At 69.4% G+C, this 25,711-nt stretch carries 22 protein-coding genes; 11 read left to right on the forward strand and 11 right to left on the reverse strand.

The window, feature by feature from the left end; all coding sequences use genetic code 11:
• The first annotated feature begins 138 nt into the window (after positions 1-138).
• Entirely contained in the window at positions 139-687 is a 549-nt protein-coding gene (gene ruvC / locus C7H73_RS04315) for a crossover junction endodeoxyribonuclease RuvC (RefSeq protein WP_106845518.1), read from the forward strand.
• 99 nt (positions 688-786) lie between these two features.
• On the opposite strand, the gene mpl is transcribed toward ruvC, so the two are convergent.
• Positions 787-2,184: a UDP-N-acetylmuramate:L-alanyl-gamma-D-glutamyl-meso-diaminopimelate ligase gene (gene mpl / locus C7H73_RS04320; protein ID WP_106845519.1), complete on the reverse strand. Its 1,398-nt coding sequence runs from the start codon at positions 2,182-2,184 to the stop codon at positions 787-789.
• Between the two features lie 199 nt (positions 2,185-2,383).
• On the opposite strand from mpl, the gene C7H73_RS04325 reads away from it, so the two are divergent.
• The 7 genes from C7H73_RS04325 to C7H73_RS04355 all read left to right on the forward strand — a co-directional run bounded on the left by C7H73_RS04325 (position 2,384) and on the right by C7H73_RS04355 (position 9,002).
• The gene (locus tag C7H73_RS04325) at positions 2,384-2,998 is read left to right on the forward strand and encodes a hypothetical protein (RefSeq protein ID WP_106845520.1); all 615 of its coding nucleotides are present in this window, start codon (positions 2,384-2,386) and stop codon (positions 2,996-2,998) included.
• A 19-nt stretch (positions 2,999-3,017) separates the two neighbouring features.
• On the forward strand, positions 3,018-3,578 hold the full coding sequence (locus C7H73_RS04330; RefSeq protein ID WP_106845521.1) for a TlpA family protein disulfide reductase: 561 nt from the start codon (positions 3,018-3,020) through the stop codon (positions 3,576-3,578).
• A gap of 117 nt (positions 3,579-3,695) precedes the next feature.
• Complete coding sequence (gene accB / locus C7H73_RS04335; RefSeq protein ID WP_106845522.1) at positions 3,696-4,160, forward strand: acetyl-CoA carboxylase biotin carboxyl carrier protein; 465 nt, start codon at positions 3,696-3,698, stop codon at positions 4,158-4,160.
• A gap of 284 nt (positions 4,161-4,444) precedes the next feature.
• Entirely contained in the window at positions 4,445-5,794 is a 1,350-nt protein-coding gene (gene accC, locus C7H73_RS04340) for an acetyl-CoA carboxylase biotin carboxylase subunit (RefSeq protein ID WP_106845523.1), read from the forward strand.
• 102 nt (positions 5,795-5,896) lie between these two features.
• Positions 5,897-6,784, forward strand: coding sequence for a 50S ribosomal protein L11 methyltransferase (gene prmA / locus C7H73_RS04345; RefSeq protein ID WP_106847529.1), 888 nt, complete (start codon positions 5,897-5,899; stop codon positions 6,782-6,784).
• Between the two features lie 43 nt (positions 6,785-6,827).
• Complete coding sequence (locus C7H73_RS04350; RefSeq protein WP_106845524.1) at positions 6,828-8,072, forward strand: DUF3426 domain-containing protein; 1,245 nt, start codon at positions 6,828-6,830, stop codon at positions 8,070-8,072.
• A gap of 24 nt (positions 8,073-8,096) precedes the next feature.
• The gene (locus C7H73_RS04355) at positions 8,097-9,002 is read left to right on the forward strand and encodes a carbohydrate kinase family protein (RefSeq protein WP_106845525.1); all 906 of its coding nucleotides are present in this window, start codon (positions 8,097-8,099) and stop codon (positions 9,000-9,002) included.
• Between the two features lie 175 nt (positions 9,003-9,177).
• Here C7H73_RS04355 and C7H73_RS04360 read toward each other — a convergent pair whose 3' ends face one another.
• From C7H73_RS04360 to C7H73_RS04395, 8 genes are all read right to left on the reverse strand, one after another.
• A complete protein-coding gene (locus C7H73_RS04360; protein WP_106847530.1) occupies positions 9,178-9,969 on the reverse strand; it encodes a histone in 792 nt (263 codons plus the stop codon).
• Between the two features lie 186 nt (positions 9,970-10,155).
• The gene (locus tag C7H73_RS04365) at positions 10,156-11,325 is read right to left on the reverse strand and encodes a ribonucleotide-diphosphate reductase subunit beta (RefSeq protein ID WP_106845526.1); all 1,170 of its coding nucleotides are present in this window, start codon (positions 11,323-11,325) and stop codon (positions 10,156-10,158) included.
• A gap of 137 nt (positions 11,326-11,462) precedes the next feature.
• A complete protein-coding gene (locus C7H73_RS04370; RefSeq protein WP_106845527.1) occupies positions 11,463-14,330 on the reverse strand; it encodes a ribonucleoside-diphosphate reductase subunit alpha in 2,868 nt (955 codons plus the stop codon).
• Between the two features lie 247 nt (positions 14,331-14,577).
• Positions 14,578-15,168, reverse strand: coding sequence for a 1,6-anhydro-N-acetylmuramyl-L-alanine amidase AmpD (gene ampD / locus C7H73_RS04375; RefSeq protein ID WP_106847531.1), 591 nt, complete (start codon positions 15,166-15,168; stop codon positions 14,578-14,580).
• Positions 15,152-16,594 (reverse strand): sigma-54-dependent transcriptional regulator, encoded by a 1,443-nt coding sequence (locus tag C7H73_RS04380; RefSeq protein ID WP_106845528.1) that lies wholly within the window; start codon positions 16,592-16,594, stop codon positions 15,152-15,154. Before C7H73_RS04380 ends, ampD begins: the two co-directional genes overlap by 17 nt.
• Before the next feature lie 10 nt (positions 16,595-16,604).
• Complete coding sequence (locus C7H73_RS04385; RefSeq protein ID WP_227001414.1) at positions 16,605-18,293, reverse strand: sensor histidine kinase; 1,689 nt, start codon at positions 18,291-18,293, stop codon at positions 16,605-16,607.
• Between the two features lie 7 nt (positions 18,294-18,300).
• Complete coding sequence (locus C7H73_RS04390) at positions 18,301-18,519, reverse strand: PP0621 family protein (protein ID WP_405124780.1); 219 nt, start codon at positions 18,517-18,519, stop codon at positions 18,301-18,303.
• Entirely contained in the window at positions 18,519-19,316 is a 798-nt protein-coding gene (locus C7H73_RS04395; protein ID WP_106845529.1) for a cytochrome C assembly family protein, read from the reverse strand. The genes C7H73_RS04390 and C7H73_RS04395 overlap by 1 nt, the downstream gene beginning before the upstream one ends.
• A 91-nt stretch (positions 19,317-19,407) precedes the next feature.
• Here C7H73_RS04395 and ffh point away from each other — a divergent pair, with 91 nt between their 5' ends.
• From ffh to C7H73_RS15730, 3 genes are all read left to right on the forward strand, one after another.
• On the forward strand, positions 19,408-20,790 hold the full coding sequence (gene ffh, locus C7H73_RS04400) for a signal recognition particle protein (protein WP_106845530.1): 1,383 nt from the start codon (positions 19,408-19,410) through the stop codon (positions 20,788-20,790).
• A gap of 93 nt (positions 20,791-20,883) precedes the next feature.
• Complete coding sequence (locus tag C7H73_RS04405) at positions 20,884-21,732, forward strand: type III PLP-dependent enzyme domain-containing protein (protein WP_227001415.1); 849 nt, start codon at positions 20,884-20,886, stop codon at positions 21,730-21,732.
• Entirely contained in the window at positions 21,677-21,970 is a 294-nt protein-coding gene (locus C7H73_RS15730; RefSeq protein ID WP_264371571.1) for a type III PLP-dependent enzyme domain-containing protein, read from the forward strand. The genes C7H73_RS04405 and C7H73_RS15730 overlap by 56 nt, the downstream gene beginning before the upstream one ends.
• 136 nt (positions 21,971-22,106) lie before the next feature.
• On the opposite strand, the gene mdoH is transcribed toward C7H73_RS15730, so the two are convergent.
• Entirely contained in the window at positions 22,107-24,089 is a 1,983-nt protein-coding gene (gene mdoH / locus C7H73_RS04410) for a glucans biosynthesis glucosyltransferase MdoH (RefSeq protein ID WP_106845531.1), read from the reverse strand.
• On the reverse strand, positions 24,062-25,636 hold the full coding sequence (locus C7H73_RS04415) for a glucan biosynthesis protein G (protein ID WP_106845532.1): 1,575 nt from the start codon (positions 25,634-25,636) through the stop codon (positions 24,062-24,064). The genes mdoH and C7H73_RS04415 overlap by 28 nt, the downstream gene beginning before the upstream one ends.
• Positions 25,637-25,711 lie beyond the last annotated feature (75 nt).

Genomic DNA, 25,711 nt, shown 5'->3' on the forward strand with positions numbered 1-25,711 from the left:
TCCGCGCCTCGGGGCCATGAGACTTCATGATCGGCCCCTATCATCCCTCTCTTCCCACAGGGCTCCACTGGGATCAAGATCCAAAGCACTTTGGCTCCCCATGCTGTTCAACGCCAGCAGTTATAGAAATCAGCGCAATTGAGAATTCTCGGCATCGACCCGGGCCTGCAGACCACCGGCTTCGGCCTGGTGGACGTGCAGGGCCAGCAGCTGGCCTACGTGGCCAGCGGCACCATCCGCACCACGGGGCTGGCGCTGGGCGACCTGCCGGGGCGGCTCAAGGTGCTGTTTGACGGCATCAGCGAGGTGGCGGCGCGCTACCAGCCTGAGGCGTCGGCGGTGGAGATCGTCTTCGTCAACGTCAACCCGCAGTCCTCGCTGCTGCTGGGCCAGGCGCGCGGCGCGGCGCTCACGGCGCTGGTCAACGCGCAGCTGCCGGTGGCCGAATACACGGCGCTGCAGATGAAAAAGGCCGTGGTCGGCCACGGCCGCGCGGCCAAGTCCCAGGTGCAGGAGATGGTGCGCCGCCTCTTGAGCCTGCCCGGCCTGCCCGGGCCCGACGCGGCCGACGCGCTGGGCATGGCCATCACCCATGCCCACGCCGGCGCTGCCATGGCCCGCGTGGGCGCCGTGGCGCAGCTCAACCGGCGCCAGCACGCGCTGTACAAGGGCGGGCGCAGCTACTGATCGGCCGCCGGGGCCTGTGGGGGGCAGCCTAGGCCGCCGGCGCCATGCAGCCCGGCGGGTCGCAGGCCAGCAGCCGCGGCGCCGCGCCCGCGCCGTCCGTCACGGCGCGGCCAGCAGCTGCAGCAGGCGGGCGTGGATGCCGCCGAAGCTGCCATTGCTCATGCACACGATGTGGTCGCCCGGCCGCGCGGCGGCGGCCACCTGGGCGGCCAGCTGCGGCACGTCGGCGGCCGTCCGCGCCCGGCTGCCCAGGGGGGCCAGCGCAGCGGCGGCGTCCCAGTCCAGCCCGCCGGTGTGGCAAAACGACAGGTCGGCGCTCTCCAGCGACCAGGGCAGCTGGGCGGCCATGGTGCCCAGCTTCATGGTGTTGCTGCGCGGCTCGAACACGGCCAGGATGCGCGCGTCCGGCCCCAGGCGCTGGCGCAGACCATGGAGCGTGGTGCGGATCGCCGTGGGGTGGTGGGCGAAGTCGTCATACACCTGCACACCGGCGGCCGTGCCGCGCAGCTCCATGCGCCGGCGCACGTTGTGAAAGTGCGCTAGGGCCGCGCAGGCCTGCGCCGGCGGCACGCCCACGTGCTCGGCGGCGGCAATGGCGGCCAGGGCGTTGAGCTGGTTGTGCACGCCGCTCAAATCCCACTGCACGCGGCCGGCCGATGCGTCCTGGCCGCGGCGCAGCACGGCGAAGTCGTGCGGCGGCCCTTCGGCGGTGAAGTCGCTGTCGGCCGCGCCAAAGCTGGCCACGCTGCTCCAGCAGCCGGCGTGCAGCACGCGCGCCAGGCTTTCTTCCAGAGCGTTGACCACCACGCGCCCGGACGGCGGCACGGTGCGCACGAGGTGGTGGAACTGCCGCTCGATGGCCGCCAGGTCATCAAAGATGTCGGCGTGGTCGAACTCCAGGTTGTTCAGCACGGCGGTGCGCGGGCGGTAGTGCACGAACTTGCTGCGCTTGTCGAAAAACGCCGTGTCGTACTCGTCCGCCTCGATCACGAACAGCGGGCGCGGCTGGCCCGCCGCCTGCCGGCCCAGCCGGGCGGAGACGCCGAAGTCCAGCGGCACGCCGCCGACCAGAAAGCCCGGCGCCAGGCCAGCGCTCTCCAAAATCCAGGCCAGCATCGAGGTGGTGGTGGTCTTGCCGTGCGTGCCGGCCACCGCCAGCACATGACGGCCGGCCAGCACGTGCTCGGCCAGCCACTGCGGGCCGCTGGTGTAGGGGGCGCCCGCGTCCAGGATGGCCTCCATCAGCGGAAACTTCGCCGTGCCGTCCGCCAGCCGGGCGCGGCTGACCACGTTGCCGACGATGAACATGTCGGGCTGCAAGGCCATCTGGTCGGCGCCGTAGCCTTCGACCAGCTCGATGCCCAGGGCGGCCAACTGGTCGCTCATGGGCGGATAGACGCCCGCGTCGCAGCCGGTGACCCGGTGGCCCGCCTCGCGCGCCAGCGCCGCCAGCCCGCCCATGAAAGTGCCGCAAATGCCCAGGATGTGTATGTGCATGGGGGCATTCTAAGAAGCCGGCGGCAACTGCTGGAATATGAGTCAAATCGGTCTCTAGGGCGCACCTGGCAAGCTCTGGTAGCTATTGAAAGAATAGCGACGCAGGCCGCAAAGCCCCTGCCCGGCGAGCGCATGGGCTGCTCCCGGCGCGCCGCGGCGGGCCACAATGGCCGCTGCCCCGCCGCAACCTCGCACCGCCATGTCCTCCAGCGCCCTTGCCATCGAGATCGCCAACGCCGCCGCCCGCATGGCCGTGGAAGAGGGCCTGGAGTGGGGCGCCGCCAAGCGCCGCGCCGTGCGCGAGCTGGGCCTGCCCAGCCGCACCGCGCTGCCCGACAACGACCTGGTGGAAGACGCCGTGCGCGCCTACATCGGCCTGTTTTGCGCCGACACCCAGCCGCAGGAGCTGCGCGCCCTGCGCCAGCTGGCCCTGACGTGGATGCAGCGGCTGCAGCCCTTTCGTCCCTACCTGGGCGGCGCCGTCTGGCACGGCACGGCCACGCGGCTGTCGGACATCCACCTGAGCCTGTTCTGCGACGACAGCAAGAGCGCCGAGATCGCCCTGATCGACCACCGCGTGAGCTACGAGCCGCGCACTGTGACGGGCTTTCGCGGCGAGCCGGTGGAGATGCTCAGCCTGTCCAGCCCCTCGCCCGAGCTGGGCGAGCACATCGGCGTGCACCTGCTGATCTACGACCTGGACGACCTGCGCGGCGCCCTGCGCGCCGACGCCCGCGGGCGCTCCCCGCGCGGCGACGCCCAGGCCGTGCAGCGCCTGCTGGAGCAGGCCCCGGCGCCCGTCCCCAACGATTGATTTGAACGAGCCACCGCGCATGACCGACCCGACCGCCCAGCCTGCTGCCGCCCTCTCGCCCGCCCGCCGCCGCTGGCTCACGGTCAGCGTCGGCGCGCTGGCCGCTTTGGGCGGCGCGGGCCTGGCGGCTTGGCGTCTGTCGCCCGGCCCGGCGCAGCCGGACGCCGCCGCGCAGCTGTGGGGTGCGACCTTCGAGGGCCTGCAGGGCGAGCCGCTGCGCATGGCAGACCTGCGCGGCCGGCCGCTGCTGCTGAACTTCTGGGCCACCTGGTGTCCGCCCTGCGTGCAGGAGCTGCCGCTGCTGGACCGCTTTCATGCACAGCAGCGCGGGCGCGGCTGGCAGGTGCTGGGTCTGGCCATCGACCAGCCCGCCAACGTGCATAAATTCCTGCAGCGCGTGCCGCTGCAGTTTCCGCTGGCGCTGGCCGGCCTGGCCGGCTCGGACATTGGCCGGGCCCTGGGCAACGAACGGGGCGGCCTGCCCTTTACCGTACTTTTTGCGGCAGATGGCAGCATCTTGAAGCGTAAAATGGGCGAGCTGACAGCGCAGGACCTCGATCTTTGGGCCACGTTGGCCTGAGGTGCGTACTGCATCAAACCAAAAGCAGTGAATTGCGGCAATTTCGGTGCAATAAGCCACCGTTGGGTGAATTTGGGTTAAATTCGCGCCCTTCCCGTTTTAGCCGTTGGAGCTCCCATGGATTTGCGAAAACTCAAGACCCTCATCGACCTGGTCTCCGAGTCGAACGTTTCTGAACTCGAGATCACTGAAGCCGAGGGCAAGGTGCGCATCGTCAAGGCCGGCACCACCGTGGTGCAGCAGGTCATGGCAGCGCCTTTGCAGACCGTCGCCCCGGCCGCAGCCGCCGCCGCTCCTGCCACTGGCGTGGCCGAAGCCGCTGCGCCTGCGGCTGCCGCCGCGCCCACCGGCCACGTCGTGAAGTCGCCCATGGTGGGCACGTTCTACCGCGCCTCCAGCCCCGGTGCCAAGGCTTTCGTCGAGGTTGGCAGCCAGATCAAGGAAGGCGAGACGCTGTGCATCGTCGAGGCCATGAAGATCCTGAACGAGATCGAGGCCGACAAGACCGGCACGGTGACACGCATCCTGGGCGAGAACGGCCAGGCCGTCGAATACGGGCAGCCGCTGTTTGTGATTGAGTAAGAGAACAACAACCCCCTGAGCCGCTGCGCGGCTTCCCCCTTCTCTCTACGCGCTTCGCGCTACGGGAAGGGGGACGACGTCAGCGGACCGGCGAAGCCGGATCCGCGCCGTCCTCTGGCCTGGGGTGTGCCAGTTTCAAGGCTGCGGGCGGTGCGCGGCGCAATGGAAGACTTCTATGTTTAAGAAAATTCTGGTGGCCAATCGCGGGGTTCCTGCCGCAGGCAGGGCGAAGCAAATTGCCCTGGCACGCGCCAGCGTGCAGGCGATGAGCCGCGGGGGCGCTTATGTTTAAAAAGATCCTGGTCGCCAATCGCGGCGAGATCGCCCTGCGCATCCAGCGCGCCTGCCGCGAGCTGGGCGTGAAGGCGGTGATGGTCTATTCCGAGGCCGACCGCGACGCCAAGTACGTCAAGCTGGCTGACGAGGCGGTTTGCATCGGCCCGGCGCCCTCGCCGCTGTCCTACCTGAACATGCCGGCCATCATCTCGGCCGCCGAGGTGACCGACGCCGAGGCCATCCACCCGGGCTACGGCTTTCTGGCCGAGAACGCCGACTTTGCCGAGCGCGTGGAAAAGAGCGGCTTTCAGTTCATCGGCCCCACGCCGGACTCCATCCGCATCATGGGCGACAAGGTCTCGGCCAAGCAGGCCATGATCCGCGCCGGCGTGCCGTGCGTGCCGGGCTCGGAAGGCGAGCTGCCCGACGATCCGGTGCAGATCCGCCGCATCGCCCGCACCGTTGGCTACCCCGTGATCATCAAGGCCGCCGGCGGCGGCGGCGGGCGCGGCATGCGCGTGGTGCACACCGAGGCGGCGCTGGTCAATGCGGTGCAGATGACCAAGGCCGAAGCCACGGCGGCCTTTGGCAACCCGGCCGTGTACATGGAGAAGTTCCTGCAGAACCCGCGCCACATCGAGATCCAGGTGCTGGCCGACAAGCACCGCAACGCGGTGTACCTGGGCGAGCGCGACTGCTCCATGCAGCGGCGCCACCAGAAGGTGATCGAGGAGGCGCCGGCGCCAGGCATCCCGCGCAAGCTGATCGAGCGCATCGGCGAGCGCTGCGTGGCCGCCTGCAAGAAGATCGGCTACCGCGGCGCGGGCACGTTCGAGTTCCTGTACGAAAACGGCGAGTTCTACTTCATCGAGATGAACACCCGCGTGCAGGTCGAGCACCCGGTGACGGAGCTGATCACCGGCGTGGACATCGTGCGCACGCAGATCATGGTGGCCGCCGGCGAGAAGCTGCCCTTCACCCAGCGCCAGATCCAGATCAACGGCCACGCCATCGAATGCCGCGTGAACGCCGAAGATCCGTACAAATTCACGCCGTCCCCCGGGCGCATCACCATGTGGCACGCGCCGGGCGGCCCCGGCGTTCGCGTGGACTCGCACGCCTACACCAACTACTACGTGCCGCCGAACTACGACTCCATGATCGGCAAGATCATCGTGCATGGCGACACGCGCGAGCAGGCCCTGGCGCGCATGCGCACCGCACTGATGGAGACGGTGGTGGAGGGCATCAACACCAACGTGCCGCTGCACTGCGAGCTGATGGTGGACGCCAACTTCGTGGCCGGCGGCACCAACATCCACTACCTGGAAGAGTGGCTGGCCCAGCGCAAGCGCTGAGCGGGCCCACCACGCCTTTTTTGCACGCTGGCACCTGGCGACGGGTGCCAGCTTTTTTGTGGGCCCCGAGCGCCCGTGATCGTGATTCGTGAGGAATGCGCCATGTATGAGCTGACCCTGCTGTGCCCCGAAGAGCGTGTGGACGTGCTGGGCGAGGCCTTTGACGCGCTGGATGCGCTGAGCGTGTCGGTGGAAGACGCCGACGCCCAGACCGAAGCCGAGCAGGCCCTGTTCGGCGAGCCCGGCATGCCCGCCCCGCGCGAGGCCTGGCAGCGCAGCCGCGTCACGGCGCTGTTTGCCAGCCAGGGGGCGGCCGAGGAGGCCGCCCGGCTGCTGGCCGCGCAGGACTTCTTTGCCGGCTGCCAGGTGCTGGGCGTGGCCGAAGTGCCCGAGCAGGACTGGGTACGCCTGACGCAGTCGCAGTTCGATCCGGTGCAGATCACGCCCGAGTTCTGGATCGTGCCCACCTGGCACGAGCTGCCGGCCCAGGCGCGCCAGAGCATCCGGCTGGACCCGGGCATGGCCTTTGGCACCGGCACGCACCCCACCACGCGCATGTGCCTGCGCTGGATCGCCGGCCAGGGCAGCGCCCACGGCCTGGGGGCGGTGCTGGACTACGGCTGCGGCTCGGGCATCCTGGCCATCGGTGCGGCCAAGTTCGGGGCTGACGCCGTGGATGCGGTGGACATCGACCCGGCCGCGGTGCAGGCCACCGAAGACAACGCCCGCGCCAACGGCGTGCAGCTCGCCGCCGGCCTGCCCGAGCGCGCCCAGGGCGAGTACCGCACCGTGCTGGCCAACATCCTAGCCACGCCCCTGAAGGTGCTGGCGCCGCTGCTGTGCGCCCATGTGGCGCCTGGCGGGCACCTGGTGCTCGCCGGTATCCTGGAGCGCCAGGCCGATGAGCTCAAAGAAGCCTACGCACCCTGGCTGCAGCTGTCCGTGGCCGACAGCGAGGACGGCTGGATCCTGATGGTGGCGCGCCGCTGAGCGCCGCCGCCCGTGCACGGCGGGCGCCTAGAATCCTCCGCCGATGAGCCAGATCACACGCTGCCCGCACTGCGCCACCGCCTTCAGGGTGGTGGCCGACCAGCTGCGCATCTCTGACGGCTGGGTGCGCTGCGGCCAGTGCAAGGAGGTCTTTGACGCCACCGAGCAGCTGGGGCCGGACGCATCCGCGCCGCTGCTGGACGACATGCCGCTGGAGCGGCTGGCCACGCCCCACGCGCCGCCGGTGCGCGCCGCTGCGCCGCCGCCGGCCAGCGTCTGGAACAGCCCGCGCGTGGCGCCCGCGCCGGCTCGGGCGCCCCTGCCGGCCCCCGGCGCCGCTCCGGCGCCGCAGCCCGCCCCCGCGACCACGCCTGCGGCCCCGGCCTCGTGGCGGCTGCCTCCTCCGCCGGTGCCCGCATTCCTGCTGGCCACGCCGGCGCTGGCGCCAGCGCCGCTGCCGACGCCAGCGGCCCCCGAGCCCACGGTGAACGAGCCGGCCCCGGCCGAGGAGGCCAGGCCCGTCGAAGAGCCCGCGCAAGCTGATGCCGAGACGCCAGCGCCGGCCCAGGCGCCTGTGCCCGCGCCCCCGCCGCTGGCCTTGCCTGCTCCCACGACGCCGCCGCCGGCAGCACCTGTGGCGGCCGCCGACGAAGCCGGCCTGCCGCCTGCCGCACCTGCCGATGAGCCCGCCGCTGCGCCACGACCGCCGCCGCGGCCCTACCTGCCCGAGGACGCGCAGGAGGACGAGGAAGCGCTCTCTTCAAGCCCCGAACCCGAATTCGTGCGCATCGCCCGGCGCAGCGCCTTCTGGCGCCAGCCGGCGGTGCGCGGGCTGCTGGTGTTGCTGGCGCTGGCGCTCGCTGCTCTGCTGGCCGGGCAGGTCGCGCTGCACTACCGCGATGCGCTGGCCGCGCGCCACCCGCAGGCGCGCGCGGCGCTGCAGCAGCTGTGTGCGCGCCTGGCCTGCACGCTGCAGCCGCCGCGCGACATCGCCGCCGTGGTCATCGACAGCTCGTCGTTCCTCAAGACGCGGGGCGACGCCAGCCGCTATGAGCTGCAGGTGGCGCTGAAAAACACCGCCGCCCACCCCGTGGCCATGCCGCTGCTGGAGCTGACGCTGACCGACGCCCAGGACCGGGCGCTGGTGCGCCGCGTGCTGCGTCCGCACGGCGAGCTGGGCGCCGCGCCCGAGCTGGCGCCTGCCGCCGTCTGGAGCGCCACGGCGCCCGTGCAGCTGGCCGGCGGCACGCCCGTGGCCGGCTACCGGCTGCTGGCCTTCTACCCCTAACAACTTTTTGATTCGGCACACCCCATGGCAGCACTGATTTGCGGCTCACTGGCCTTTGACACCATCATGACCTTCGAGGGCCGCTTTGCTGCGCAGATCCTGCCCGAGCAATTGCACATCCTGAACGTGTCCTTCCTGGTGCCCACGCTACGGCGCGACTTCGGCGGTTGCGCCGGCAACATCGCCTACAGCCTGCGGCTGCTGGGCGGCGACGCGCGGCCCGTGGCCATGCTGGGCAGCGACGGCGACGAGTACCTGGCGCGCCTGCGCGAGCTGGGCATCGACACCCGCCACGTGGGCCAGGCGGGCGACGCCTACACCGCCCAGGCCATGATCATGACGGACCAGGACAACAACCAGATCACCGCCTTTCACCCCGGCGCCATGCTGCATGCGCACCGCACGCGCATCGTGGCCGGCGAGGCCGGCGCGGCCATCGGCATCATCGCCCCGGACGGGCGCGAGGCCATGCAGGAGCACGCCGCCCAGTTCGCTGTCGCGCAGATCCCCTTCGTGTTCGACCCGGGCCAGGGCCTGCCCATGTTCGACGGCGAGGCGCTGCGCCGCTTCATCGGGCAGGCCGACTGGGTGGCCGTGAACGACTACGAGGGCAAGATGCTGTGCGAGCGCACGGGCTGGAGCCTGGCGGAGATCTCGCAGCGCGTGCGCGGCCTGGTCGTGACGCTGGGCGGCGAGGGCTGCGAAGTCTGGGAGCAGGGCGAGCGCACGCACGTGGCTGCCGTGGCGCCCACCGAAGTGGTGGACCCCACCGGCTGCGGCGACGCCTGGCGCGGCGGCCTGCTGTACGGGCTGGAGCGCGGCTGGCCTCTGGCGCGCTGCGCGCGGCTGGGGAACCGCCTGGGGGCCTTGAAGATCGCCCGGCGCGGGCCGCAGAACTACGAACTGGACTTCGACCCGCAAACCGTCTGAGTTCGCCGTCGCTTCAAAAATAATAGCTGCTTGCGCTTTACCAGAGCCAGTTTGCGTTATCTTTCTATCTCAAACCCGCACCAGACAAGCGGCAGCAGCTATTGTTTTGAACCGGCAGGCACAAGAAAAAACCCGGCGCAGGCGCCGGGTTTTTTTGTGAGGCGCTAGCCCGTCCTCAAGGCTTGCCGCCGGTGGGGAAGGGCCAGGCCGCCTGCGGGCTCAGCGTGGTCTGCGCAGCGGGTGCCGGCGCGGGCGCTGCGGCCTTCTTCGCGGGTGCGGCTTTCTTGGCCGGGGCGGGGGCCTTCTTGGCGGGCGCTGCTGCCTTCTTTGCCGGTGCGGGGGCTGCGGCCTTCTTCGCGGCCGGCGCTGCCTTCTTGGCGGCTGGCGCTGCCTTCTTTGCCGGTGCGGCGGCCTTCTTCGCTACGGCTGGCACTGCCTTCTTGGCTGTGGGCGCAGCGGCCTTCTTAGCTGCGGGCGCCGCGGCCTTCTTGGCCGGCACAGCCGCCTTCTTGGCGGGTGCGGCTGCCTTCTTCGCAGGGGCTGCAGCCTTCTTGGCGGGCGCCGCCTTCTTCACGGCAGTGGTCTTGGCCGTGGCCTTTTTGGCGGGTGCTGCGGCCTTCTTGGCCGGCGCCGCAGCCTTCTTGGCCGGCGTTGCCTTCGTCACGGCAGCCGTGGTCTTGGTGGCGGCCTTTTTGGCCGGCACTGCCGCTTTCTTGGCGGGCGCCGCGGCCTTCTTTGCCGGAGCGGCGGCCTTCGTCACGGCGGCCTTCTTGGCCGGCGCAGCCGCCTTCTTGGCAGGGGCTGCAGCCTTGCCGGCCGGTGCGGCCGCCTTCTTCGTGGCAGCGGCGCCCGCGCCTGCGGCGGCCTTCTTGGTGGCGGGCGCCTTGGCGCTGGCGCTCGTGCCCGTCGCCTTCTTGGCGGGAGCGGCTGCAGGTTTCTTCGCAGCGGGTTTCTTCGCAGTTGCCATCATTTTCTCCTTGGGGTCGGTTGGCAGAGAGCACCCGTCGCCTGCATTGGGCGGCGGGCGATCCATGGCAACGACGCTGAACGCCCGCCACCACGAATGCGACAAACGCTCCCCCGCTGCGGCGCAGGGCGCCTGGTGCGGAGGGAGCGTGAAAGAAAACCCATGGCCGTCATGCTCTGGCGCGTGTCAGTCCCAGGACAGGGCCCCGCCGGTCTGGTACTCGATGACGCGCGTCTCAAAGAAGTTGCGTTCCTTCTTCAGGTCGATCATCTCGCTCATCCAGGGGAAGGGGTTTTCCTCGTTGGGGAACAGCTCCGGCAGGCCGATCTGCGTGGCCCGGCGGTTGGCGATGTAGCGCAGGTAGCCCTTGAACATGGAGGCGTTCATGCCCAGCACGCCGCGCGGCATGGTGTCTTCGGCGTAGCGGTACTCCAGGTCCACGGCCTGGTGGAACAGGGCAATGATCTCGTCCTTGAACGCAGCCGTCCACAGGTGGGGGTTTTCCAGCTTCAACTGGTTGATCAGGTCGATGCCGAAGTTGCAGTGCATCGACTCGTCGCGCAGGATGTACTGGTACTGCTCGGCCGCGCCGGTCATCTTGTTTTGCCGGCCCAACGCGAGGATCTGCGTGAAGCCGACGTAGAAGAACAGGCCTTCCATCAGGCAGGCGAAGACGACCAGGCTTTTGAGCAGCGTCTGGTCGGTCTCCAGCGTGCCGGTCTTGAACGCCGGGTCCATGATGGCCTCGATGAACGGGATCAGGAACTGGTCCTTGTCGCGGATCGAGGCAACCTCGTTGTAGGCGTTGAAGATCTCGCCTTCGTCCAGGCCCAGCGACTCGACGATGTACTGGTAGGCGTGGGTGTGGATGGCTTCCTCGAACGCCTGGCGCAGCAGGAACTGGCGGCACTCGGGCGCCGTGATGTGGCGGTAGGTGCCCAGCACGATGTTGTTGGCCGCCAGCGAATCGGCCGTGACGAAGAAGCCCAGGTTGCGCTTGACGATGCGGCGCTCGTCTTCGGTCAGGCCATGAGGGTCCTTCCACAACGCGATGTCGCGCGTCATGTTGATCTCCTGCGGCATCCAGTGGTTGGCGCAGGTGGCGAGGTACTTTTCCCAGGCCCACTTGTACTTGAAGGGCACGAGCTGGTTGACGTCGGTCTGGCCGTTGATGATGCGTTTGTCAACGGCAGAGACGCGGCGGCTTTGCGCGGCCGCCGCCACGGGTGCGGCCTGCGCTGCAGGCACGGCCATCACGGCGGCCTGCAGACGCGGCTCCTGCAGGGGACCATCGTGCTGGCCGCCTTGCGGGAAATTTTGCGATGGGGTCTTGACTTCGTCGTCCCAGGTAAGCATGGCTTTTCCAGTGCTCCGATTATGGGAGCAGTGCTTCAAAAAGAAAAGCATCGAAGCGTTGCGCGGCGCTGTTTTGTTGCATGGTCACAGGTGGCATGCGGCTTCGGTGCGGCGTTGGCGAGGGGCCTGCGCGGCGGTTACTGGCAGGCCTCGCAGCCGGGGTCGTCGATGGCGCAGAACTTCACGTCAGTAGCGGGCTCGGCGGCGGCCAGGGCGCTCGTGTGCGAGTCCGTGGGCACGGCGTTGAGCTGACGCTTGTTCACCGTGCTCATCTCCACGTGCGTGGCGCTTTGAGTGCGCAGGTAGTAGGTGGTCTTGAGGCCGCGCAGCCAGGCAAGCTGGTAGGTCTCGTGCAGCTTCTTGCCCGAGGCGCCGGCCATGTAGATGTTCAGGCTTTGCGCCTGGTCGATCCACTTTTGGCGGCGCGCGGCCGCCTCCACCAGCCACGTGGGCTCGACTTCGAAGGCCGTGGCATACAGCTGCTTGACGTCCTGCGGCACGCGGTCGATGGGAGCCAGCGAGCCCTTGAAGTGCTTCAAGTCCATGACCATCACGTCGTCCCACAGGTCCAGGCGTTTCAGGTCCTGCACCAAGTACTGGTTGATGACGGTGAACTCGCCCGAGAGGTTGGACTTGACGGACAGGTTGCCAAACGAGGGCTCGATGGATGCATCGACGCCGACGATGTTGGAAATCGTCGCCGTGGGCGCGATGGCCACGCAGTTGGAGTTGCGCATGCCGTGCTGCGCTATCTGGGCGCGCAGCGCCTCCCAGTCCAGGCGCGTGCTGCGGTCCACTTCCACGAAACCGCCGCGCTCGCGTGCCAGCAGATCAAGCGAGTCCAGCGGCAGGATGCCGCGCGACCACAGCGAGCCCTCGTAGCTGCTATAGGTGCCGCGCTCGCGTGCCAGTTCGGTGGAGGCCAGGTACGCGTAGTAGCAGATGGCCTCCATCGACTCGTCGGCGAACTGCACGGCGGCGTCGCTGGCGTACGGGATGCGCAATTCGTACAGCGCATCCTGAAAGCCCATCAGGCCCAGGCCCACCGGGCGGTGGCGCAGGTTGGATTCGCGCGCCTTGTCCACGGCGTAGTAGTTGATGTCGATGACGTTGTCCAGCATGCGCATGGCGGTGACGATCGTCTGGCGCAGCTTGTCGTGGTCGATCTGCCCGTCTTTCAGGTGGCGCGACAGGTTCACCGAACCCAGGTTGCACACGGCCGTCTCGGTGTCGCTGGTGTTGAGCGTGATCTCGGTGCACAGATTGGACGAGTGCACCACGCCCACGTGCTGCTGCGGGCTGCGAATGTTGCACGGGTCCTTGAAGGTGATCCACGGGTGGCCCGTCTCGAACAGCATCGACAGCATCTTGCGCCACAGGTCCACGGCCGGCACGCGCTTGAACAGCTTGATTTCGCCGCTGTCGGCCTGGGCCTCGTAGGCGGTATAGGCGCGCTCGAAGGCTTGGCCGTACAGGTCGTGCAGGTCCGGTACGTCGGAGGGCGAGAACAGCGTCCACTGGCCCTTGTCCATGACCCGCTTCATGAACAGGTCGGGGATCCAGTTGGCGGTGTTCATGTCGTGCGTACGCCGGCGGTCGTCGCCCGTGTTCTTGCGCAGCTCCAGGAACTCCTCGATATCCAGGTGCCAGCTCTCCAGATAGGTGCAGACGGCGCCCTTCCTCTTGCCGCCCTGGTTCACCGCCACGGCGGTGTCGTTGACCACTTTCAAAAACGGCACCACGCCCTGCGACTCGCCATTGGTGCCCTTGATGCGCGCGCCCAGGGCGCGCACGCGCGTCCAGTCGTTGCCCAGGCCGCCGGCGAACTTGGACAGCAGGGCGTTTTCCTTGATGGACTCATAGATGCCCTCCAGGTGGTCCGGCACGGTGGTGAGATAGCACGAGGACAGCTGCGAGCGCAGCGTGCCGCTGTTGAAGAGGGTGGGCGTGCTGCTCATGAAGTCGAACGAGGACAGCAGTTCGTAGAACTCGATGGCGCGGGCGTTGCGGTCATCCTCGCGCAGCGCCAGGCCCATGGCCACGCGCATGAAGAACGACTGCGGCAGCTCGATGCGCGCCTTGTCCACGTGCAGGAAATAGCGGTCATACAGCGTCTGCAGGCCGAGGTAATCGAACTGCTGGTCGCGCTCTGCCTTCAGCGCCGCGGCCAGGCGCGGCAGGTCGAACTGCAGCAATTCGGGGTTCAACAGCTCGTGCTCGACGCCGCGCTGCACGAACAGCGGAAAGTGCGCCGCATAGGCTTCAGCCATCTCGGCCGGTGCCACGTCGCGGCCCAGTACCTCGCGCACGATCGTATGCAGCAGCAGGCGCGCGGTGGCGTAGGTGTAGCCCGGGTCTTTCTCGATCAGCGTGCGCGCGGCCAGGATGGAGGCCTTGTACACCTCGGCCATGGGCACGCCGTCATACAGGTTGCGCAGCGTTTCGGCGGCAATGGGGGCGGCCTGCACGTCTTGCCCCAGGCCGGTGCAGGCGGACTCGATCAGCGCCTGCAGGCGCAGCACGTCCAGCTCCACGCGCTGGCCGCCGTCCTGCACGAACAGGGCGGGCAGCTGGGGCATCAGCTGCTCCTTCTTTTGCGCCCGCTCCTGGGCGCGGCGCTCGCGGTACAGCACATAAGCGCGCGCCACCTCGTGGTGGCCGCCGCGCATCAGGCCCAGCTCGACCTGGTCCTGCACGTCCTCGATGTGGAAGGTGCCGCCGGCCGGGCGCGAGCGCATGAGGCCGCGCACCACGGCTTGCGTCAGCCCGTCCACCAGCTCGCGTACGCTGGCCGAGGCGGCGCCCTGGGCACCGTGCACGGCCAGGAAGGCCTTCATCATGGCCACGGCGATCTTTTGCGGCTCGAAGGGCACCACGGCGCCGTTGCGCCGGATGATCTGGTAGTGCTCGAGCGTGCTGCCCGTGCCCGCGGGCTGGGCAGCAGCGTAGGGCGCCTGCGGGGCGCGCGGAGAGTCGGACACAGCTGAGGGGGAGACGACTTGCATGGTTTTCCTTTCCGGGGTGGTGCGTCAGGCAGGCAGCGTGCGAACGGGCGCGGCAAAGCGCCGGTCAGGCTGCGGGCCGGGTGCGCAAGCAGGCGGCTTGAGCACTACATTTAGCGTGATGCGATGGATTAGAACACTATAGGTAGTGTTCAAGGGCTACAAGGGGTAAAGGCCTTTTGGCGAACTTTTCTGACACTGGGACCTGTCCGCTGGGCAGCATCCCAGCCCCGGCGCGAGCGGCTGCGGGTCAGGCGGTCCGGGCGGTGCCGGGTGGCAGCAACACGCCGCTGCCGGCCAGGGCGCTCCACAGGCGGGGCCATTCGAAGCCGCTGCCCGGGTCCCCCTTGCGCTGCGGAGCGATGTGTTCGTGGCCGGCGATGAAGCGGATGGGAAACTGCTCCATCAGCGCCCGGCACAGCCGCAGCAGGGCGGCGTACTGGGCCGACTCGAAGCGCTGGCCCTCCAGTCCTTCCAGCTCGATGCCGACCGAGTCATCGTTGCAATTGCCGCGCCCGCGGTAGTGCGAGAGCCCTGCATGCCAGGCACGCTGCCCGGCGTCCACGAACTGCCACAGCGCACCGGTGCGCTCAATGAAGAAGTGGCTGGACACCTGAAGGCCGCGTATCTGCGCGAAGTAGGGGTGGGCGTTCCAGTCCAGCCGATTGGTGAACAGCTGCTGTACCTGCCCGCCGCCATAGCTGCCCGGGGGCAGGCTGATGGAGTGCACGACGATCAAATCTACCTGGGCGCCGGCCGGCCGCTCGCCCTGGTTGGGCGAGGGCAGGCGGTGCGCTTCGGCCAGCCAGCCGCCACGCCAAGGGCTACTGCGCGTCGCCATGTTCATCGCCGCCCTGGGGCATGGCGATGTCCAGCCGCGCGATGCGGTAGCGGATTTGCCGCAGGCTGATGCCCAGGCGCGCCGCGGCTGCCGTGCGGTTGAAGCCGGATTCGTGCAGCGCGCGCACGAGGATTTCGCGCTCCTGCTGGTCCAGCCAGGCCTGCAGGTCGCCCGGCATTTCGCACGCTGCGGCGCTGGCTGCCGCGGGCGCGCCAGGGGCGCTGCCGGGCGGGCAGGCGGTGCCGGGCGCGGGATCTTCAATGTGCAGTTCGCGCCCGTCGCTCAGTGCCACGGCGCGGTGCAGCAGGTTTTCCAGCTCGCGCACGTTGCCGGTCAGCGGGTGGCGCGCCAGCTGCTGCATGGCCGTGTCCGTCAGGGGCGGCACGGCGATGTGGCTGTCTTCCTGGATGCGCGCCAGCAGCGCCGCGCACAGGGCCGGAAGATCCTCGCGGCGCTCGCGCAGCGGCGGCACCAGCACTTCGATGACGTTCAGGCGGTAGTACAGATCCTGGCGGAAGCGCCCGCCCAGCACGTCGGCGGCCAGGTCGCGGTGCGTGGCGCTGACGATGCGCACGTCCACCGCTTCCTCTTGGGTGGAGCCCAGCGGGCGCACGCTGCGCTCCTGGATGGCACGCAGCAGCTTGGACTGCATGGCCAGCGGCAGGTCGCCGATCTCGTCCAAAAACAAGGTGCCTCCGCGCGCCGCCTGGAAGAAGCCTTCCCGGTCCTGGCTGGCGCCGGTGTAGGAGCCCTTGCGGGCGCCGAAGAACTCGGCCTCCAGCAGATTTTCGGGAATGGCGCCGCAATTGACGGCGACCAGCGGCCCGCTGGCGCGCTGGCTGCTGGCGTGCAGCGCCCGCGCCACCAGCTCCTTGCCGGTGCCTGACTCGCCGCGTACCAGCACGGGCGCCATGCTGCGCGCCACCTTGGCGATGCGGTCCTTGACGGCGCGCATGGGAGCGGATTCGCCGATCAGGCGCCCCATTGCGTCCTGCGACGCCAGTGCCGCGGGCCTGACGCGGGCACCCCGCTGCGGCGCCGGCACCCCGCCGATGCCCTGGATGGCGGAGGCCACCACAGCGCGAAACTGCTTCAGGTCCACCGGCTTGGTGAGGTAGTCGAAGGCGCCGGCACGCAACGCCTCCACCGCGTTGTCTGCCGAGCCGTAGGCGGTCATGACCACGCAGCGCTCGCGCCGCTGCTGCTGGCGCAGGTCGTGCAGCAGCTCCATGCCGAAGCCGTCGGGCAGGCGCATGTCGCTGATGACCACGTCGAATTTCTGCGCCGCCAGCTGCTCGCGTGCCTCGGCGACGGTGGCGGCGGCCTCCACGCGGTAGCCCTCGCGCAGCAGCGTCAGCTCGTACAGCGTGCGCAGGTCGGGTTCGTCGTCCACGACGAGGATGGATGCGGCGGTATGGGTGTTCATGGGCGGTGCTTCAATGCCCGATTGTGTCAAACAGCGAAGGCGTGCTCCCGGGCTGGCTGCCGCCCCGAAACAGCACCGTGAAGGCATTGCCTGGCACCTCGCCGCGCGGCAGGCTGCGGCTGGCACGCTGGTAGCTGATGGCGGCGCCATGGCGTTGGCACAGCTCGCGGCAGATGTACAGGCCCAGGCCGCTGGAGCGGCTCTCGGACGAGAAGAAAGGCTCGAACAGGTGGCGCTCCACGCTCTGGTCCAGCGGCGCGCCGTCGCTCCAGATCTGCAGGCCGCAGCGGCCGCTGGGCGTGATGCGCGTGGACACGCACAGCGAATCGGCATGCGGGCCCATGTAGCGCAGGGCGTTGTCCAGCAGGTTCACCAGCACGCGGCGCAGGTGCTCGGTGTCGAACTCCACCTGGGCGCTGCCCGCTTCCAGCTTGAGCTGCCCCTGCCGCCTGGGCCGGTCGTGCGCCTGCCAATCGGCCCAGATGTGGCGCACTGCATCGTCCAGCGCCACCAGGGCCGGCGGTGCATGCAAGGGCCGGTGCTGCACGCGGGCGATGTCCAGCACCTCCTCGGTGATGCGCACCAGGCGCTCGGCGTTTTGCCGCACCATGGTGGTCAGCCGCTGGTGGCTGGGGTCAGAGAGATCTTCGGCGAGCAGCTCGTTGGCCTGCGAGATGGCGGCCAGCGGGTTGCGGATCTCGTGGGCCACGGCAGCAGACATGCGGCCCATGGCGGCCAGCTTTTCGGTGCGCAGGCGCGCCTCCATCTCGCGCAGGTCGTGCAGGAACATCACGCACAGCGGCTCCTCGTCGGGGCTGAGGGCGGCGGCGCGCGTGTGCGTGGGCCAGCTGCGCACGCGCAGTGCCATGGGCGCCAAGCCATCGTGCAGGATCTCCACGTCCACCATCTGCGGGACCTGCAGCGCGAAGGTCTCGCGCGCCAGCGCCAGCAATGGTGCCCAGGCGCCGTGGTGTCCCAGGGCGAAGGGCACGCCGCCTTCGGCGTGCGGGCCCAGCAGCAGCAGCGCAGCCGGGTTGGCCAAGCGCACCTGGCCTTCGGTGTCCAGCACCAGCACGCCATCGGCCACGTGCTGCATGACCAGGGCGCTCACGGCCCGCTGGGTGTGGGCGTCCACCTGGCTGCGCCGGGCCATCTTCTGCTCGCTGATCAGCCGGGCGGCCAGCAGGTGCGCCAGGTAGGCGACCACGAAGTAGCCCGTGCCGGTCAGGGCGGCCTGCAGATACATCTGGGCGCTGTCGGCGCCGCCCGAAGCGATGGCCCAGCCCAGCAGCACCAGCGTGGCGCAGGCGGCCGTGCCCAGTGCCAGGGTGAGGGTGCCGAGCACCGAAGCCAGCAGCAGCGGCAGTCCGAACAGCGGCGTGAAGTTCACCGATCCGCTGGTCTGCAGCGCCTGCAGCACGCCGATGAGCAGCAGATCCACGCCGATGGAGGGCAGCCAGTGCAGCCCCGGCTGGGGCGGGGGGGGCGTGCGCCGTCCGAACACCCGCAGTGCCAGCGTGGCCAGGAAGTACAGCCCGCTCACGGCCAGCAGCAGCGGGCCGGCCAGCTGGTTCACGGCCGAGCCCATGAGCACCAGCAACACCAGGGCCAGCGCCACCAGGACGCGCGCAGTCAGAAAGGCATGCCACAGGCGCGCAAACGGCAGGTTGCCCGGTGCGGGCGCGGACGCAGAAGCCACGCTGTGTTCAGCCCTCGCGCTGGTGCGCGGCGCTGCAGTAGCTACGCCCGTCCTGCTGCAGAGCCTGGGAGCGGGGAAGGTGCACGCCGCAGCGCGCGCAGCGCACCATGGGCTCGGGCAGCGGGTTGCCGGCGGGCGGCGGGGGCGGCGCCGCGCGGCGCTGGCCGCTGCGCCACAGGCCATAGACCACGGCCAGCACGGCCAGCAGCACCAGGTATTTCAGCATCAGGCGGCCCGCTCCAGCACCACTTCCATGACGAAGCGCGAGCCGGCATAGGCCAGCAGCAACAGCGCCGCGCCAGCGTAGAGCACGCGCGCCGCCTTGCGCCCGCGCCAGCCGAAGCGGGCGCGGCCCAGCAGCAGCACGGCAAAGGTGATCCAGGCCAGCACCGAGAACACGGCCTTGTGGTCCCAGCGCCAGGCGCGGCCGTACAGCACCTCGCTGAACAGCCAGCCGGCAGCCAGGGTGGCCGACAGCAGCACGAAGCCGGCAGCCACGAAGCGAAAAGTCAGGCGCTCCAGCGTCAGCAATGGCAGGCTGCTGGACAGCTCGGCCGCCTGGCGCATCTGCCGCTCGGCCCGGCCCATCAGCCAGGCGTGGATCACGGCCGCCGCGAACAGCCCGTAGCAGGCGATGCCCAGCGTGAGGTGCAGGGCCAGCCAGGGCGAGGCCGACACGTGCAGCGCGCGGCCGGGAAACGCCGCCGCCAGGATGACGGCCGCTGCCCCCAGGGCGCTGAGCACGGCGCGCGCGCGCATTTGCGGGAACAGCTGGCGCTCTACGGCGTAGGCGGTGAGCACCAGCCAGGCCGTCATGGACAGCGCCGGCGCAAAGCCGAAGTGGGGCACGCTGCCCAGCAGCCCCCAGGCCAGTGCCGCCGCGTGCAGCGCCCAGGCCGGCGCCATGGCCCAGGGGCTGCGCGTGCCACCGGTGCGCGCGGCGGCGCCCGCCGCCAGGCCATAGGCCAGGGCCGCGGCGCCCGCCAGCAACCAGCCGGCCAGGGATGCGCTGGGTAAAATCATGGGTTCGCAGTTTAGCCGTCCGCTGTCTCGGCGGCGCCCGCCCGGCCGGCCGCTGTCACAGCGTTTGCCGGCGCCTCTGGAGCACGCAGCCATGGCTTCCGCCCTTACCGACAAACTCACCCGTCTCGTCAAGGAGATGCGCGGCCAGGCCCGCATCACCGAATCCAACGTGCAGGACATGCTGCGCGAGGTGCGCATGGCCCTGCTGGAGGCCGACGTGGCCCTGCCCGTGGTGCGCGACTTCATCGCCCGCGTCAAGGACAAGGCCCTGGGCCAGGAGGTGCTGGGCAGCCTGAAGCCCGGCCAGGCCCTGGTAGGCATCGTCAACAAGGAGCTGGCTGCCACCATGGGCGAGGGCGTGGCCGACATCAACCTGGCCGCGCAGCCACCCGCCGTCATCCTGATGGCCGGCCTGCAAGGCGCGGGCAAGACCACCACCACGGCAAAATTAGCCAAGCACCTGCAGGAAAAGCGCAAGAAGAAGGTGCTCACCGTCTCGGGCGACGTGTACCGCCCGGCGGCCATCGAGCAGCTCAAGACGGTGACCAAGCAGGCCGGCGCCGAGTGGTTTCCCAGCAGCCCGGACCAGAAGCCCCGCGATATCGCCGCCGCCGCGCTGGACTACGCCAAGCGCCACTACTTCGACGTGCTGCTGGTGGACACGGCCGGCCGCCTGGCCATCGACGAGGTGCTGATGCAGGAGATCCAGGACCTGCACGCCGTCTTGAAGCCCGTGGAGACGCTGTTCGTCGTTGACGCCATGCAGGGCCAGGATGCGGTGAACACCGCGCGCGCCTTCAAGGAGGCGCTGCCGCTCACGGGCATCGTGCTGACAAAATTAGATGGCGACTCGCGCGGCGGTGCGGCGCTGTCGGTGCGCCAGGTGACGGGCGCGCCCATCAAGTTCGCCGGTGTGTCCGAGAAGATCGACGGGCTGGAAGTGTTCGACGCGGAGCGCCACGCCGGGCGCATCCTGGGCATGGGCGACATCCTGGCGCTGGTCGAGCAGGTCAGCGCCGGGGTGGACATGGAGGCGGCGCAAAAGCTGGCCGCCAAGGTCAAGAGCGGCGACGGGTTCGACCTGAACGACTTTTTGTCGCAGCTGCAGCAGATGAAGCAGATGGGCGGGTTGTCCAGCTTCATGGACAAGCTGCCCAGCGAGCTGGCAGCCAAGGCCGGCCAGGTGGACATGGACCGCGCCGAGCGCGACATCCGCCGCAAGGAAGGCATCATCTGCAGCATGACGGCGCAGGAGCGCAGGAAGCCCGAACTCATCAAGGCCACGCGCAAGAAGCGCATCGCCGCCGGTGCCGGCGTTCAGGTGCAGGAAGTCAACCGCCTGCTCAACGAGTTCGAGCATATGCAGGGGATGATGAAGAAGATGAAGGGCGGCGGCCTCATGAAGCTCATGAAGAAGATGGGCGGCATGAAGGGCATGAAAGGGATGAAGGGCCTGCCCGGCATGCCTTTCTGAGGTTTGTGGTCTTTTTGGCCTCCATCGCTTGTGGATAAAGCGCTGGCAGCTATATAAAAGATAGCAGACGGTGCTCGTCCAGGGCTCGGCCGCGTGACCTGGATGCAGGACTTCGCGCGGCGCAGGGGCATCGTGCTGGCGCCGCACGGCAAGTCCACCATGTCGCCCGAGCTGTTCGCGCTGCAGCTGCAGGCCGGCGCCTGGGGCCTGACCCTGGCTACGGCCTTCCAGGTGGGCACCGGGGTGTCAGCCGGCGCACGGCGCATCATCGTCGCCAACCAGGTCGTGTGTAACGCCGATCTGGACACGCTGGATGCGCTGCTGGCTCGTCATGCGGACGTGCGCCTGTGGTTTCTGGTGGACTCGCTGGCGCAGCTGGCCCTTATCGAGGGCTGGGCCGCGCGGCGAGCCAGCGCCCGGGTGTTCGACGTGCTGCTGGAGATGGGCATCCCTGGCCAGCGCACGGGCTGTCGCAGCCTGGAGCTGCGGCTGCCGCTGGCGCGGGCACTGGCCGCCTCGCCGGTGGCGCGCCTGGCGGGTATCGAGTGCTACGAAGGCGGCGTGGCGCGCTGCAACAGCGAGCACGATGCACGTGAGGTGACCGGCCTGGTGCGCCGTGTGGTGGAGGCGGCGCGCGCCTGCGATGCCGAAGGGCTTTGGAGCGTCGACGCGGACGACATCGTGCTGACGGCGGGTGGCTGGGCCGTCTTCGACCTGGTCGTGCCCCTGCTGCAGCTCCAGGGGTTGTCGCGCCCTGTGCGGGGCGTAATTGTGCTCGGGCTGCTACATCACCCACGACCATGGCAACTACCGGCGCTTTCTCACACTGGTGCAGCAGCGCGAAGGCCTGCAGGAAACTCTGCGCCCGGCCTTGACCGTCTGGTCCATGGTGCAGTCGGTGTCCGAGGCCGGCCAGGCGCTGCTGACCTGCGGACGGCATGACCTTTCCTACGATCTGGAGATGCCCATTCCCGTCAGCCTGGCGCGGCGCGGTGCGCTCGTGGCCAAGGCGGTGCCCGGTCACTGGAGCGTCAGCGCTCTCAACGACCAGCACGCCAGCCTGTGTCTCAACGGGGAGGCGCCTCCCGCGCAGCAACCGCGGGTGGGTGACCGGGTAGAGCTGGGCCTCTCGCATCCCTGCACCACCTTCGACAAGTGGCGCTGGATGCCGGTGGTGTAGGACGATGGCCGTATCACCGGAGCCACCCATGCCTGTTTTTGACCCGGGCCGGGCGGTGATCGGCCTGGCCCGCAGGCCGGATGCCGCTGATGGACGAGTGGCCGGCTGCCTGGACCGGGCGCACCGCATCGACTGCTCAGGCGGCGCCTCCTTGCCGCACGGGGCGGCCGGCGTGCAGCCAAGCGCGGCGCAGCACCTGGGGCGACCAGGCTTCCTCAGGGATCAACAGCCAGCGGTGTTCGCGCACGCTGCGGCCCAAGGCGATCTGGCTGGTGAACACGGTGAGCGGCACGGCCAGCAGCAAGGGCAGGCCGATGGGCACCAGCCACACCAGGGCGCTGCCGTCCAGGGCCGCCACGGCCACGGCCAGGGCCAGCACCCCCAGGCTCATGGGCGCCAGCCTGCGCGCGGCATCTTTCCACGGCACGGCGGCGGCTTCGCGCGGGGGCGACTTCCAGTCCAGGGGCAGCCCGGTCAGTGCCGCCAGCACGAACAGCGAATGCGCCAACATGCGGATGGGCGCCTGCAACACGGCCAGCGTGCCCTCCAGCAACGCGCCTGCGACCAAGTTGCGGGTGCCGCCGAACTGGCGCTGCTCGCCCTTGAGCACGATGGCCAGGACGCCCACTACGCGAGGCAGGAACAGCACGCACAGCGTCAGAGCCCACAGCGCCAGCAGCTGCCCGGGCACGCCGCTCCAGCCGGCCGCCACGGAAGCGCCCGACAGCCACAGCGCCGTGCCCAGCGTGATGAAGGCCAGCCACAGCGGCGCTGACAGATAGGCCATGGCCCCGGTCAGCAGCATGGCGCGGTGCACCGGGTGCAGGCCGGGCTCGGCAATCAGCTGTGCGTTCTGCAGGTTGCCCTGGCACCAGCGACGGTCGCGCTGCAGCTCGGCCAGCAGGTCCGGCGGCTGCTGCTCGTAGCTGCCGCCCAGGTCGGGCACCAGCCAGACGTCCCAGCCGGCGCGGCGCATCAGCGCGGCCTCCACGAAGTCGTGCGACAGGATGCCACCCGACAGCCCACCCTTGCCGCGGATGGGCGCCAGCGCGCAGTGGCGCATGAAGGGCTCGAGGCGGATGATGGCGTTGTGGCCCCAGTAGTGGGACTCGCCCAGCTGCCAGAACTGCATGCCCAGAGTGAAAAGGCGTCCCGTCACGCGCGAGGCGAACTGCTGGGCACGTGCATGCAGCGTCACGTGGCCTATGCCCTGCGTGGCCGTCTGGATGATGCCGGCGCGCGGGTGGGCCTGCATCAGCTTGGCCAGGGTGACCAGGCACTGGCCGCTCATCACGCTATCGGCGTCCAGCACCACCATGGATTCATAGTCGCGGCCCCAGCGGCGGCAAAAATCGGCCACGTTGCCCGCCTTGCGCTGCGTGCGGCGCTGGCGCAGGCGGTAGTACACCTCCACCTGAGGCTGCTGCGCATTGGTGGCCAGGGCCGTGCGCAGATCCTCCCAGGCGGTGCGCTCGGCCGCGGTAATCTGCGAGTCATAACTGTCCGAGAGCACGAACACGTCGAAGCTGCGTGCGTGGCCTGTGGCCGCCAGCGACTCGCAGGTGGCTCGCAGCCCGGCGAAAACGGTGGCCACATCCTCATTGCAGATAGGCATGACGATCGCTGTGCGGGCATCGGGCACCAGCTGTCGATCCGCTACGCTGCGGGCGGACAAGGCATGGGCGTCGCCGCGCAGCAGCACCCAGGCGCCCATCATCGCGGTATAGAAACCCGTGGTGACCCACAGGGACAGCAGGGCGAACAGCACCAGCTGGCCATATTCCAGCCACGCGCTGCCATACGCCGGCTGCACGCCGGCGAACAACGCCGTGGCCGCGGCACTGGTAGCCAGCGACAGCACCATGAACGCTTGGCGGCGCCGCGCGCCCGCCTGATGCCATGCCGCGGAGGACCGCTGCGCAGCCCGCGCGGGGGTGCGGCCGGTCAGGCGCGTCAAGGCGGCCGTCCCCACGCTGTTCCAAAAACCCCGCCAGGGCACTGGCACCATGGAGCCACGGTGCAGCGGCGGGGCCGTGAAGGCATTGGGGTGGCGCCGCTCGTGCTCGGCCCACGAGCGCGTCTCGTCCGGGCTCACTCGGGAAGAAGTAGGTGCGTCCATGTTTCGCTCACTGCGTCGTTGTTGTGTTGAAGAAAGGCGCGCAGCTCCACGGGCTGGCCGGGGTTCAGCCGCTGCACGCGCAAGGTCACGCGCCAGCCGCCGGTGGCGGGATTGGGGTAGGCCAGCTGTTCGAGCACGCGGCCGTTGGCGTCGCTGCTGACGACAGCCTTCAGCGGGGTATCCGGGGGCAGGGCCTGCAGGGCGGGGCCGGCGAAGTCCAGCACGTACTGCACCTGGCCGCGCAGCTGCTCGGCGCTTTGGCGCGTGTAGCCCATGCCCCGGCGCGTCTGCGTGACCCAGCTGCCCGGAGGGCGCTGCTGCTGGTCGCCCTGCCAGAGAATTTCGTAGTTGAACTCCAGCGCCTGGCCCGGGCGCGGAGCCTCGCGGGGCACCCAGTAAGCGACGATGTTGTCGTGCGTCTCGTCCGGCGTGGGCAACTGCACCAGCTCCACCCGGCCCGGCCCCCACTTGCCCAGCGGGCGCACCCAGGCGCTGGGGCGACGTTCATAGCGCGCTTCCACGTCCTCGTAACTGGCCCACTGCCGATCGCGCTGCATCAGGCCAAAGCCCTGCGGATCGGTCAGCGCAAAGGAGGTCACGCTGGGCGAGCGCGGGTTGCTCAGCGGGCGCCACAGCCACTCGCCATTGGCAGCAGCGACCATGAGGCCGTCCGAATCGTGCACTTCAGGCCGGAAGTCGCCCTGGCGCGGCTGGTTTTCGCCGAAGAAGAACATGCTCGTCAGGGGGGCGACGCCCAGCGTGGCCACCGGCGCACCGCCGTCGCGCAGGAACAGGCGGCTGTGCACGCGCGTCACCGTCTGCGCGTCCGGCTCGATATCGAAGCGATAGGCACCCGTGGCGCGGGGCGATTCCAGCAGCGCGTACACCGTGACCTGGGGCGCGTGCGCCGCCGGGCGCACCAACCAGAACTCGGTGAAGCGGGGAAATTCCTCCCCTTTCGCGCCCACCGTATCGATGGCCAGGCCGCGGGCCGACAGGCCGTACTGCTGGCCCTGGCCCAGAGCGCGAAAGTAGCTGGCCCCCTGGAAAACCGCCAGCTCGTCCTTGTAGCGGACCGAGTTCAGCGGGTAGTGCAGCCGCAGCCCGGCAAAGCCCAGATCGCCCCAGCGCTGCGGCTGCAGCCGGTTGGCGCCAAAGTCGAAGGCCGAGCGGTCGTAGCCGATGTGGCGTACCGAGCCGTCGGGCGCCACCTCGTTGACCAGCACAGGCTGGGGCTGCAGGGCGCCGCGGTGGAAGAACATGGCCTCGTAAGGCAGCTCCTGGTCACGCCACAGGGCGCGCTCGGGACGCCAGCGGATGTCGCGCAGGCCGTCATAGTCCAGCTGCGCCAGCTCGGCCGGCAGGGCGGCATCAGCGGCCTTGAAGGGCTGGGCCGCGCGCTCGCGGGCCAGTCGGGTCAGCTCTTCGAAATCGAAGGCTGCGGCGGGCCCCGCGGCGCAGGCCAGCAGCACCGCAACGGTGCCCAGCCAGCGCGGGGCCAGGTGGCCCCGCCGCGGCGTGCGATAAGCAGAGGGAACGAAGGTCATACCCCTGTAGGGCAAACCCTGTGCCAGCAGCAAAAAATGCTTACCTGACAGTCACTTGGCACAGATACGCGAAGT

This window comes from Pulveribacter suum (genome assembly GCF_003013695.1).
GTDB classification, from domain to species: Bacteria; Pseudomonadota; Gammaproteobacteria; order Burkholderiales; family Burkholderiaceae_C; genus Melaminivora; species Melaminivora suum.

Bases quoted from the DNA above. Each gene is read 5' to 3' on its own strand.
- C7H73_RS04365 (WP_106845526.1), bottom strand. From the start codon at position 11,325: ATGCTTACCTGGGACGACGAAGTCAAGACCCCATCGCAAAATTTCCCG.
- prmA (WP_106847529.1), top strand. From the start codon at position 5,897: ATGTATGAGCTGACCCTGCTGTGCCCCGAAGAGCGTGTGGACGTGCTG.
- C7H73_RS15730 (WP_264371571.1), top strand. From the start codon at position 21,677: ATGGTGCAGTCGGTGTCCGAGGCCGGCCAGGCGCTGCTGACCTGCGGA.
- mpl (WP_106845519.1), bottom strand. From the start codon at position 2,184: ATGCACATACACATCCTGGGCATTTGCGGCACTTTCATGGGCGGGCTG.
- C7H73_RS04330 (WP_106845521.1), top strand. From the start codon at position 3,018: ATGACCGACCCGACCGCCCAGCCTGCTGCCGCCCTCTCGCCCGCCCGC.
- C7H73_RS04415 (WP_106845532.1), bottom strand. From the start codon at position 25,636: ATGACCTTCGTTCCCTCTGCTTATCGCACGCCGCGGCGGGGCCACCTG.
- ffh (WP_106845530.1), top strand. From the start codon at position 19,408: ATGGCTTCCGCCCTTACCGACAAACTCACCCGTCTCGTCAAGGAGATG.
- C7H73_RS04380 (WP_106845528.1), bottom strand. From the start codon at position 16,594: ATGAACACCCATACCGCCGCATCCATCCTCGTCGTGGACGACGAACCC.
- C7H73_RS04370 (WP_106845527.1), bottom strand. From the start codon at position 14,330: ATGCAAGTCGTCTCCCCCTCAGCTGTGTCCGACTCTCCGCGCGCCCCG.
- C7H73_RS04390 (WP_405124780.1), bottom strand. From the start codon at position 18,519: ATGCTGAAATACCTGGTGCTGCTGGCCGTGCTGGCCGTGGTCTATGGC.
- C7H73_RS04325 (WP_106845520.1), top strand. From the start codon at position 2,384: ATGTCCTCCAGCGCCCTTGCCATCGAGATCGCCAACGCCGCCGCCCGC.
- C7H73_RS04350 (WP_106845524.1), top strand. From the start codon at position 6,828: ATGAGCCAGATCACACGCTGCCCGCACTGCGCCACCGCCTTCAGGGTG.
- C7H73_RS04355 (WP_106845525.1), top strand. From the start codon at position 8,097: ATGGCAGCACTGATTTGCGGCTCACTGGCCTTTGACACCATCATGACC.
- accB (WP_106845522.1), top strand. From the start codon at position 3,696: ATGGATTTGCGAAAACTCAAGACCCTCATCGACCTGGTCTCCGAGTCG.
- accC (WP_106845523.1), top strand. From the start codon at position 4,445: ATGTTTAAAAAGATCCTGGTCGCCAATCGCGGCGAGATCGCCCTGCGC.
- C7H73_RS04360 (WP_106847530.1), bottom strand. From the start codon at position 9,969: ATGGCAACTGCGAAGAAACCCGCTGCGAAGAAACCTGCAGCCGCTCCC.
- mdoH (WP_106845531.1), bottom strand. From the start codon at position 24,089: ATGGACGCACCTACTTCTTCCCGAGTGAGCCCGGACGAGACGCGCTCG.
- C7H73_RS04395 (WP_106845529.1), bottom strand. From the start codon at position 19,316: ATGATTTTACCCAGCGCATCCCTGGCCGGCTGGTTGCTGGCGGGCGCC.
- ampD (WP_106847531.1), bottom strand. From the start codon at position 15,168: ATGGCGACGCGCAGTAGCCCTTGGCGTGGCGGCTGGCTGGCCGAAGCG.